This is a genomic window from Paenibacillus brevis (assembly GCF_018919145.1).
Taxonomy (GTDB): Bacteria; Bacillota; Bacilli; order Paenibacillales; family Paenibacillaceae; genus Fontibacillus; species Fontibacillus brevis.
The window spans coordinates 351998-362005 of the sequence record NZ_JAHLQJ010000001.1 but is presented as its reverse complement, the minus strand read 5'-3'; the positions used below and the strand labels follow the sequence as shown (position 1 = coordinate 362005).

Genomic DNA, 10008 nt, shown 5'->3' with positions numbered 1-10008 from the left:
AAAGATATTATTTATACAAGAGTGAAGGTGAACTCGATGATAAGTATGAACCGGCTCTCATTTCGAAATAAGCTGAAGGTAACCTTTCTCCTGGTTTCCGTTGTGTCGATTCTTATTACCGGTCTCTTCTCGTATAGGACGACCGCAGGTATTCTGGAAGACAAGGCGCTGAAGCTGACGCAGGATACGGTCGTGAAATCTGCGCAGATTGTAGATGAAAGACTGAATCAGCTGATGCTGGTCATGATGACCTTTATGATCAGCGATTCGTTTCAAAGCATGCTGAAGGATGCCTCTATAGGAAATGATCAAGCCTACTTTACGCATATGACGAAAATGGATAACGTATTTTCTCAGGCACGCATTGCGGAGCCCTTAATTCAGTCCATTTACATTTCCACCCCGATCGGGGAGTTTTACCCCCTCTCCATGAACCGGAATCACTCGACCGTGTTTACGGAGACGCAGCTCTATCAGCAGATTATCAAAGAGAAACGGAATATATGGATCGAAGGGCACGAGGATCCGATATTTTCGGGGAATCAGCGCGTGATTTCATTGGTTCTCCAGCCCATTGCGGAGTATCCGATCCGGGATGTCTATGTCGTGGTGAACATCCGTGAAAATGGCCTGCGAAAGGTGGTCGGTCCGACCGCCGAGGGCGGTTCCCTTCGCTTCCTTCTGAATGCGGGCGAAAGTCTGGTGTACGACGAAGCGAACCCGCTCATTCAGCAAACGGCGGCAACGGGCTTGACGTCCAGTCTGCTGGAGAGCGAACCGTCGGGATATACGACCTTTAAGCTAGGCGGGAACGATTACCTGCTCAATTATGCGGGGCTGCAGATTAATGACTGGACGGTAGTCGCAATTCAATCGAAGGCCAATGTACTTAGAGAATTAAGAAGTGTCAAATGGACCATTCTGCTGATCACGGCGATCAGCTTCATCGTTACCCTGGTCATATCGGGATGGTTTACCCGCTATTTGCTTACCCCCTTGCAGGGACTTTTGCTTGTGATGAAAAGAGTGGAGATCAACGATCTTACGGCCCGGTTCCACAGCCGGAATGAGGATGAGCTGGCCCAGGTCGGCTTTCGGTTCAACCGGATGCTCGATCAAATCGTCCTTCTGATCGAGGAGGTAAAGCTGGCGGAAGCCAGCAAGCGCTCAGCCGAGATCAAATCGTTGTCCGCTCAGATGGATCCCCATTTTCTCTATAACACCTTGAATACGATCTATTGGAAGCTGAACCTGAAGCGGGTGGAGGAATCCCAGGAGATGGTGATGTCGCTGTCGAGACTGTTTCAGCTCGGCTTGAATAAAGGGCAGGAAATGACGACGCTGGAGAAGGAAATTCAGCATGTCGTCCAGTATTTGAAATTGCAGAGCAACTGTTATGAAAACCTGTTTGAATATGAGATCCGGATTGCCGAGCCCGGACTGCTCCAGCAGCCGGTACCGCGTATATTGCTTCAACCCCTCGTGGAGAACAGCATTCTTCACGGATTCGAAAGCATGGAGTCCGGCGGACGCATCCTGATCGAAGCGGATGTCGATCCCGTCTCCGGCACCTGGAGCCTTCGGGTCAGCGATAACGGGTGCGGCATGGAGGAAGACGCAGTCAGGCTGCTGTGCAGCCAAAGTTCGGATCAAGGTTATGCAATCGGCAATCTGATTAGCCGGCTAAGCCTTGGCTACGGAGACGAAGCCCGGCTTGAGGTTGTCAGCGAGCCGGGGGAAGGCACCGCCGTTAGCATCGTGTTCCCGTGGAAAGGAGAGAATCCGCATGAATTTTGAACAAAGGATCAATTTGGTCATTATTGATGATATCAAAAGTGTGGTTGATGGCTTGACGGCGATCGATTGGGATGTCTATGGCATCACGCTGGCAGGCGCGTCGTCAAACGGGGCGGAAGGCCTGGAACTTATTAAATGCAGCAAGCCGGATATCGTCATTACCGACATTCGAATGCCACGGATGGATGGCTTGATGATGATGCAGTCGCTTCTGGAGCTGCAGCTGGCTTGCAAGGTGATCCTGATGACCGGTTATTCGGACTTTGATTATGCACAGAAGGCCGTCAAGCTGGGAGCCTTCGATTTCATATTGAAGCCCTTCTCGGAGACGGAGATCACGCAAGCGGCTCTCCGGGCCAAGGAGCAAGTTCTGACGGAACGCTCGGAGTACTTCAGCCAGAAGGAGATGGAGCGAAAGCTTAGAGAAAGCATGCCGCTGCTTCGGCAGGAATACTTCTCCCTGCTAATCCATCATCGGACGGGCTGGAGTCAGGCCGCCAAACGCTGGGAGTTTCTGAAGATCGATCTCGCTTCGCGCGGATTCACGGTCATGCTGTTCAAAATCGATGATTTTGAAGAGAGAATCTCCGATCTGCCGATTCACGAGGTAGAATTGATCCGGTTCTCGCTGCAAAATATCGTGGAGGAGACGATCAGCAAGCACACGAAGTGCATGGTGTTCCGGGACGGCGACCACCGGTTTGCCGCCGTGCTCAACGCTTCAACACTGTTTACGGCGGAGGAGATCGGAGAGCGCTGTTGCCAGAACATCGAGCGCTTCACCAAGTTTACGGTATCTGTAGGCATCGGGGATGGGGTCGATGAGGTTCATCAGCTTCCCGATGCCTATCGCCAGGCAGAGACCGCGCTGGCCTATCATTTGTTCACCGAGGGCAACGGAGCCATCGGCTATGGCAATCTTCCCAAGACAGACCGGCAGGAGCCGATTCTGCTCGAGCATCAGAAGGAGCTGCTGTTGGTTCTGCGTTCAGGCAACGGGGAACTGGCCGCATCGCTCTTGTCCGAGATGTCCAAGAAGCTGCAAAGCGTCGTTCCCCAGCCGAACCCGGATTATTCGCTCAGCCTGTATGAGGAACTTGTTGCATCCATCATAAGAATGCTGTATGAGCTGGTGCCGCAGCAGGAGGTCCAGCCGCTGATAGATCGGTTCAAAGCCGAGCGGGCCATGGCGGGGACGAAGCTCGCCGTTCTGGAGCAGCAAATCCTGAAGCTGTGCAAAGGCGGAGCAGAACTGGTCAAGAGCCATTCGTTGTCAGAGGGAGAGGAAATGATATATACATCGCTGAAGTTTATCACAAGCCAGCTTGATCGGAGCCTATCTGTAAGCGAATGCGCCGCTTACGTGCATTTGAGCCCAAGCTATTACTCGAGCCTGTTCAAACGGGTGACCGGCATGACGTTGACCCAATATCTCGCGAGTGAGCGGATCAACAAGGCCAAGAAGCTGATCCTTGACGGCATGTCTGTGCAAGACGCGGCATCGGCCGTAGGTTATGAGGATCGGCGGTATTTCAGCGAAACCTTCAAGAAGCTTACGGGAAAGACGCCGTCGGAATTCCGCGAAAGCTATGAGTCCAAGCCAGCCGTATCTCCCGAATCAGGACAGTAGAATTACCACCCTGGAGAGTGAAATTGCCGCACTCTCCTTTTTTTGCGCCGTCTTATAATGAATTCGTAAACAGCAGATTTCGCCAAGAAAGAAGGGGGAATGAATATGAACTTTAAAAAAGTGCTTGGACTTGGCATGGTGGCTGTTCTGGCTCTTGGTACGGCAGCCTGCGGCGGCGGAAACACGGACAAGACCGCCAATGAGAAGCCGGCAACAGGAAATGAACAGCAGACGCAAGGAGCCGAACAACCCGGTGAGAAGAAGGTCCTTACTTATTGGACGGACGATCGTCATGACCAGGAGTATATTAAGGAATTGATCGAAAACTTTAACTCGACCAATCAGGATAATATTTCTGTCGAGCTAACCGTCTTGTCGGAAAACTATAATCAGAGCGTTGATATTGCCTTCGCCAGCAATAAAGCGCCGGATATTCTCAGACTCAAGAGCGCCAACACGGAAATGTTTATGAAAAAGGGTTACTTGGCCCCGTTGGACAGCTATTTGACGGATGAAATGAAATCCAAGTTTGACGGCTTGCTGATGGACGGCGTTAACCGGTTCGATGGCCAAGTGTACAGTCTTCCTAACTCCGGCCTGACGCTTCGCCTTGTGTACAATCAAGATTTGTTTGAAAAGGCGGGCATTTCGGAGCCTCCGGCATCCTTGCAGGATATGGTGGACGCCGCCAAAAAGATTACGGATTACGGCAAGAAAGAAGGCATTTACGGGTTTGCGCTCAACTTCAAAAATCCGAAAAGCGCCTTCGAGCGTTCGGTCCGCGAAATTTTATCGCTCAGCGGCTATCAAGGCTTGGGCTTTGATCTGAAGACAGGACAGTTTGACTTCGGTCCGTATAGCCAGGTGATTGAATATTTCAAGCAAATGCATGACGATGGCAGCATTCTTCCGGGGGCGGAAACGCTTGATATCGATCCGCTGCGCGCTCAATTTGCCGCAGGCAAGATCGGCATGTACCTCTCCTTCTCGACGGAGCCAGGGGTATATAAGGATCAATTCCCTACGACCATTAACTGGGCCGGAGCTCTGGCACCAACGCTGGAGGGCAAGCAGGTCGGTACGTCCGAAATCGTGTCTGCCGGAACCTGGATCGGCATCAATGATAAATCGTCCAATAAAGATGCGGCATGGAAATTCATGGAGTACATGTATGCTGATGACGTTCTGACGACTTACCATGAGAAGGGATTCGGAATTTCGATTGTTCCTTCCATTGCAGAAAAGGCTACAAACCCGGATACTCCCGGCATGGAAGGCTTCCTGGTAGGCGAACATGATTCGCTCTGGCCGGTAACGCCGAACATCACGCCTGAAGGAGCCAACTATGGCGATGCATTCTTCAAATACATGCTGGATGGCGGAGATCTTCAGGCGGTGGTATCTGATCTGAACGCGCGCTATAATGACGCACTGTCTAAGGCCGTAGAAAAGGGCGACGTGAAGGTCAGCCCGGATCCATCCTTTGACCCGTCACAGCTGAAAGCCAAATAATACAGGAATACAAAGGGCTTTCGTTGGTTGAACGAAAGCCCTTTGTTTATTCAAGAACGGGGGATAGGGAGATGTCACAGTGGAAACGGCTGCAGGAGAATTCCCTGCTATTATTCCCTAGCGTCATATTGACCTTGGCACTAGGTGTGTACCCGCTAGTATGGGTACTGCGGTATATGTTTTACGATTATCCGGGGTATGGGCAAGAGGTCTTCGTGGGGCTCGATAACTTTGCCAGATTGTTCAGGGATCAGGCCTTTTGGGCGTCCGTAAAAAATACCTTCGTCTTTGCGGGAGGCAAGCTTTTGCTCACCGTACCTTTATCGCTCCTGCTGGCGGTGATCCTGAACGGCAAGCTGCGCGGCCGAAATCTGCTCCGTGCCGTATTCTTCATGCCGACAGTCATCAGTACGGCTGTGATTTCGGTGGTATTTTATCTGATTTTTAATTCCTACAACGGGATGGTCAATCAACTGCTGATGAAGTATCACATCATCGGACAGCCGTTCGAGTGGCTCGGACCCAAGCATGCGATGCTCACCGTGATTCTGGTCGCAACCTGGGGGGCCATCGGTAATTATATGCTGCTCTTTCTGGCCGGACTGCAGAGCATCCCGAAGGACTTATACGAGAGTGCTTCTATCGACGGCGCAGGGCCGGTACATCGCTTCCGTTATATCACGCTGCCCATGCTGGGACCGGTGATGCAGGTAATCATCATGCTGGCCATCATTGCGGCATTGAAGGGCTACGAGAGCATCATGGTCATGACGGAGGGCGGTCCGATCGGCAAGACGGAGGTCATGTATCTGTATCTTTACAAGCTTCTGTTCCCGATGGCAACCTCAGGCACGCCGGTAGAGCAGCAGTTCGGTTACGGAAGTGCCGTAGGTTTCGTCACGGCGCTGATCGTTGGAGGAATTACTCTGATTTATCAATATATGAGCAAAAAAATGAACAAGGTGTATTAGGAGGCATGCAGCGATGAAGAATGAAGCAGTACCTACAGTCAGACAACCGGTGCATGGCCTTCGCGATAAGCTTCGTCCGGGAAGATTTGCCGGAAGAGCGATTATGTGGGCATTCTTGCTGGCGATCGTCGTGTTTACCTTGTTCCCGCTTTTAATGACATTTACCGGATCTATGATGACCAATGCGGAACTGATGAGCGGCGGGAACCTGATCCCTTCGAAATGGCAGTTCGCAAACTATGCGGAGGCTTGGCAGCAAAGCAATTTCGCCCGTTACACCTGGAACAGTTTGTTTATGAGCGTCACCTCGACCGTCGGCACGCTCCTTGTGGCAGCCATGGCTGCGTATGTGGTCGACCGGAGAAGCTTTCCCGGAAAGGCTCTCTTCGTCGGGCTTCAGGCTTCAATGATGTTCATATCGATGGGAGCCATCGTGCTGAGACCCCAATTTGACCTGATGGTCTTGCTGGGGCTGAATTCATCGCTATGGGGCGTCATCCTGATCCTGATCAGCGGGCATGCCAGCACCTTTTTTATTCTGTCGGGGTTCTACAAGTCGATTCCCCGCGAGCTCGACGAAGCGGCGATGATGGATGGCTCAGGCTTCATCCGTACCTTCTTCCGAATCATTATTCCCCTGCTTGCGCCGGGGCTCGGGGTGTCGGGGCTGTTCGCTTTCCGGCATGCCTGGAATGAGTATATCCTGCCCCTGGTATTCACCTTGACTGATCCTCATCTGCAGACGCTGACTGTAGGATTGGCCAACCTGAGGTACGGCTCCTCGGCAGCCATGCAGACCAATCTGATGATGGCCGGTGCGTGCTTGTCGATGCTGCCGATGCTGCTGGTCTATCTGCTTGCGAACAAATCATTCATGCAGGTCACAGCCGGCTCCATCAAGGGCTGATCATACGTTGAATTAAAAAGGTTACGTAGAGAGGGTAGATACGTTACCCTGTATGTACAGCAACCTACAGAGAGGGAGTAGAAGCTTTATGAATGAACCGATTATCGGATCCCTGGCATCCAGTCCCGTCATTGTCCGGCATCCGGACAATCCGATCCTGGGGCCGAAGGATGTGCCGTATGGCCCGGCCATGGTATTTAATGCCGGTGTGGCTAAGTATGAAGGCAAGTATGTTATGGTCTTCCGGAATGACTATGGTAATGAGGAGCAGGGCACGATCGAGCCGCATAGCACGACCAATCTGGGACTCGCCTTCAGCGATGACGGCATCCGCTGGGAAGTCCAGCCGGAGCCTTGCTGGAGCTGGCAAGACGAAGAAGTGACCCGGGTATATGACCCCAGGTTGACCGTCATCGACGGGAAATGCCATATGTGCTTTGCCGTCGATACGAAGCATGGGCTTCGAGGCGGTATTGCCGCAACGGAGGATTTTCGCAAGTTCGATGTCCTCAGCCTCTCGGTCCCGGATAACCGCAATATGGTTCTTTTTCCGGAGAAAATCAGCGGCAATTATGTCCGCCTGGAACGCCCCTTCCCGGTGTACAGCCGGGGCGGGAGAGACCGCTTCGATATGTGGATGAGCGATTCGCCGGACCTGAAATACTGGGGAGGATCCCGATTGGTGCTGGGCGTGGAGCAGGTTCCCTTTGCCAATGACAAGGTAGGCCCCGGGGCGCCGCCCGTCAAGACGGACAGAGGCTGGCTAACCACTTTCCATGCCGTGGATCTGGATCCTTCCCGCGGCAAGAACGGCTGGGAGGAGAGCTGGAAGAAGCGCTATACTGCAGGCATTATGCTGCTGGATCTGGAGGATCCGGGGAAAATCATCGGTATGTCTCATTCGCCGCTTATCGCTCCAGAGGCATCTTATGAAACTGCCGGGGGCTTCCGCAATGATGTGATTTTTCCGGGCGGGATGATTCTGGAGGATTCGGGGGAAGTCAAAATTTATTATGGAGCGGCAGACACGTGGGAGTGCCTGGCAACAGCCCATATAGATGATTTGGTTAGACTTTGTCTGGAGAATAACGGGAAATAGACAGGAGGAGTCGGATATGAGTGTTGGAGAGGTAATGCTGCCGGAATCGCGTATCCCGGTCTCGTATGATGTGGATGTCGTTGTTGTCGGGGGAGGCCCGTCCGGTATTGGGGCTGCCATTAGCGCAGCATCGAACGGGGCGAGCACGTTGTTGATCGAACAGAGGGGTTTCCTAGGAGGGATGGGGACCGTGGCGCTTGTCCCTGCTTTCTGCCCATTTACGGATAAGGAAAAGCCGATCATTCGCGGCATCGGCCTTGAGCTGATGGAACGGATGAAGCAGTCATGCAGCGAAGATTTCCGTAAGGAATATGAGCAGACGCTGGATTGGGTTCCTATCGACCCCGAGGTGCTTAAGCGGGTTTATGACGACGCCATTCTGGAGGCGGGGGTGCAGCCGCTCTTCCATACCTTTATCTATGATGTGCTGCGGTCCGAGGATGGGCGGCGTATCGAGGGGATTGCCATCGTCAATAAATCGGGCCGTTCGATGGTCCGGTGCAAATACGTTATCGATGCCACGGGAGATGCCGACGTAGCCGCTATGGCGGGAGTTCCTTTTCAGAAAGGCGGAGATGCCGGCGAGCTTCAACCGGGAAGCATGTGCTATTTGCTGTCTAAGGTGGACCGGCCTAAATTTCTGCAGTACTTGAAGGAGTCCGGGGACACCGGGCAATTGCACAAAACGGTAGAACGGGGAATTGCCGAGGGGCAGCTGCCTGAGGGACGCGCTTCTGTATCGGGGTTCGCCTGGATTGACGACGAATTGGTCGGCGTCAATTTCGGCCATGTATTCGGCGTCGACGGCACCCAAGCCGAGGATTTGACGCGCGGAGCAATCGAAGGGCGCAGGCTGATTCAGCGGCAGCTGGAATTTTTCCGGCGCTCGGTGCCGGGATTTGAGCGGGCGCATCTTGTGGCAAGCGGCGAGCAGCTTGGAATTCGGGAGACACGGCGCATTCAGGGAGACTATGTGCTGACGGTAGAGGATTTCGTGAACGCCCGCTCTTTCCCTGATGATATTGCCCGAAACGCCTATTATATCGATATCCACCTGGCTACCAGCAAGAGCAATATGACCTTCACGCACTTGAAACCAGGAGAGTCTCATGGCGTGCCTTACCGTGTTCTGCTTCCGCTTGGCATCGATAACCTGTGGGTGCCGGGAAGAGCCGCTTCCTCCGACCGCGCGGTGCAAGGCTCGCTCCGGGTGATGCCGAACTGCTTCGCCATGGGTCAGGCTGCGGGTACAGCCGCAGCATTGGCTCTTCGTTCTCCGGGCGCCGGTTCGCGGAGCATTTCCGTAGCGGAGCTGCAGAGCATCCTGCTAGAACAGGGCGCCTGGCTGGGCGAAGCCCATAACGAAGGAAGTTCCATTGCAGATGCCGCGGAGGAGAAGACGCGATGAAATGGCAGGGGCGAAGCTGGGGGACCTTGGGCGACAGCATTACTGCGGCGAACGGCTATCAGCCGCTGGTCAGTGCTGTACTGGGCTTTAGTGCCGTGCGCAATTACGGCCGCGGAGGATGTCCGATGGCTGCAGGGGGCCCCACAGATGAAGGGGCTACAGTGAATATCGGACGCAAGATCGACCCCGGGCTGGACTGCATCACGATTTTCGCAGGCACGAATGACTATCGCCTGGATAAGCCGCTCGGGGAACAGGATGCGAAGGACCCGGACTCGCTAACATTTACCGGAGCCTACAGGACGCTGATCGAGCATATTTTGTCTCAGAATCCCGCCTGCCGCCTGAATTTGTGGACCCCACTGCAGCGTAATAAGGATGGATATGGCATCGATCATCCCAATGGTCTGGGACATCGGCTGGACGACTATGCGGAGGCGGTGCGCCGCCTGGGCCGCAGTTATGCGTTGCCTGTGCTGGACTTGTATGCGGAGAGCGGACTGAACAGACTGACGCTTCCGGCCTTCACGGAGGACGGCCTTCATCCTAACCCGCAGGGACATGCGCGGATCGCCTCGATGGCGATTTCCTTTCTGGAGCGGCTGTAGAATAAATAGAAACGAAGAATCTTAGACACAGCTTGTTTTAAGATGAAGTGAAGCTTGAAGCGACCTAGCAACAGTA

At 53.5% G+C, this 10008-nt stretch carries 8 protein-coding genes; all 8 read left to right on the top strand.

Annotation, left to right across the window (positions count from 1 at the left end; genetic code table 11):
• Window positions 1-36 precede the first annotated feature (36 nt).
• The 8 genes from KQJ23_RS01575 (at window position 37) to KQJ23_RS01540 (ending at window position 9932) form a co-directional block, all read left to right on the top strand.
• The gene (locus KQJ23_RS01575) at window positions 37-1797 is read left to right on the top strand and encodes a cache domain-containing sensor histidine kinase (RefSeq protein WP_216477050.1); all 1761 of its coding nucleotides are present in this window, start codon (window positions 37-39) and stop codon (window positions 1795-1797) included.
• A complete protein-coding gene (locus tag KQJ23_RS01570) occupies window positions 1787-3427 on the top strand; it encodes a response regulator (RefSeq protein ID WP_216476909.1) in 1641 nt (546 codons plus the stop codon). Before KQJ23_RS01575 ends, KQJ23_RS01570 begins: the two co-directional genes overlap by 11 nt.
• 105 nt (window positions 3428-3532) lie before the next feature.
• Complete coding sequence (locus KQJ23_RS01565) at window positions 3533-4939, top strand: ABC transporter substrate-binding protein (RefSeq protein WP_216476907.1); 1407 nt, start codon at window positions 3533-3535, stop codon at window positions 4937-4939.
• A 71-nt stretch (window positions 4940-5010) separates the two neighbouring features.
• Window positions 5011-5910, top strand: coding sequence for a carbohydrate ABC transporter permease (locus tag KQJ23_RS01560; RefSeq protein ID WP_216476906.1), 900 nt, complete (start codon window positions 5011-5013; stop codon window positions 5908-5910).
• A gap of 103 nt (window positions 5911-6013) precedes the next feature.
• On the top strand, window positions 6014-6817 hold the full coding sequence (locus KQJ23_RS01555) for a carbohydrate ABC transporter permease (protein WP_249529447.1): 804 nt from the start codon (window positions 6014-6016) through the stop codon (window positions 6815-6817).
• An 88-nt stretch (window positions 6818-6905) separates the two neighbouring features.
• A complete protein-coding gene (locus KQJ23_RS01550; protein ID WP_216476900.1) occupies window positions 6906-7916 on the top strand; it encodes a glycoside hydrolase family 130 protein in 1011 nt (336 codons plus the stop codon).
• Between the two features lie 16 nt (window positions 7917-7932).
• A complete protein-coding gene (locus tag KQJ23_RS01545; protein WP_216476898.1) occupies window positions 7933-9324 on the top strand; it encodes an FAD-dependent oxidoreductase in 1392 nt (463 codons plus the stop codon).
• Window positions 9321-9932, top strand: coding sequence for an SGNH/GDSL hydrolase family protein (locus tag KQJ23_RS01540; RefSeq protein WP_216476897.1), 612 nt, complete (start codon window positions 9321-9323; stop codon window positions 9930-9932). The genes KQJ23_RS01545 and KQJ23_RS01540 overlap by 4 nt, the downstream gene beginning before the upstream one ends.
• Window positions 9933-10008: the final 76 nt, after the last annotated feature.

Bases quoted from the DNA above. Each gene is read 5' to 3' on its own strand.
- KQJ23_RS01575 (WP_216477050.1), top strand. From the start codon at position 37: ATGATAAGTATGAACCGGCTCTCATTTCGAAATAAGCTGAAGGTAACC.
- KQJ23_RS01570 (WP_216476909.1), top strand. From the start codon at position 1,787: ATGAATTTTGAACAAAGGATCAATTTGGTCATTATTGATGATATCAAA.
- KQJ23_RS01565 (WP_216476907.1), top strand. From the start codon at position 3,533: ATGAACTTTAAAAAAGTGCTTGGACTTGGCATGGTGGCTGTTCTGGCT.
- KQJ23_RS01560 (WP_216476906.1), top strand. From the start codon at position 5,011: ATGTCACAGTGGAAACGGCTGCAGGAGAATTCCCTGCTATTATTCCCT.
- KQJ23_RS01555 (WP_249529447.1), top strand. From the start codon at position 6,014: ATGTGGGCATTCTTGCTGGCGATCGTCGTGTTTACCTTGTTCCCGCTT.
- KQJ23_RS01550 (WP_216476900.1), top strand. From the start codon at position 6,906: ATGAATGAACCGATTATCGGATCCCTGGCATCCAGTCCCGTCATTGTC.
- KQJ23_RS01545 (WP_216476898.1), top strand. From the start codon at position 7,933: ATGAGTGTTGGAGAGGTAATGCTGCCGGAATCGCGTATCCCGGTCTCG.
- KQJ23_RS01540 (WP_216476897.1), top strand. From the start codon at position 9,321: ATGAAATGGCAGGGGCGAAGCTGGGGGACCTTGGGCGACAGCATTACT.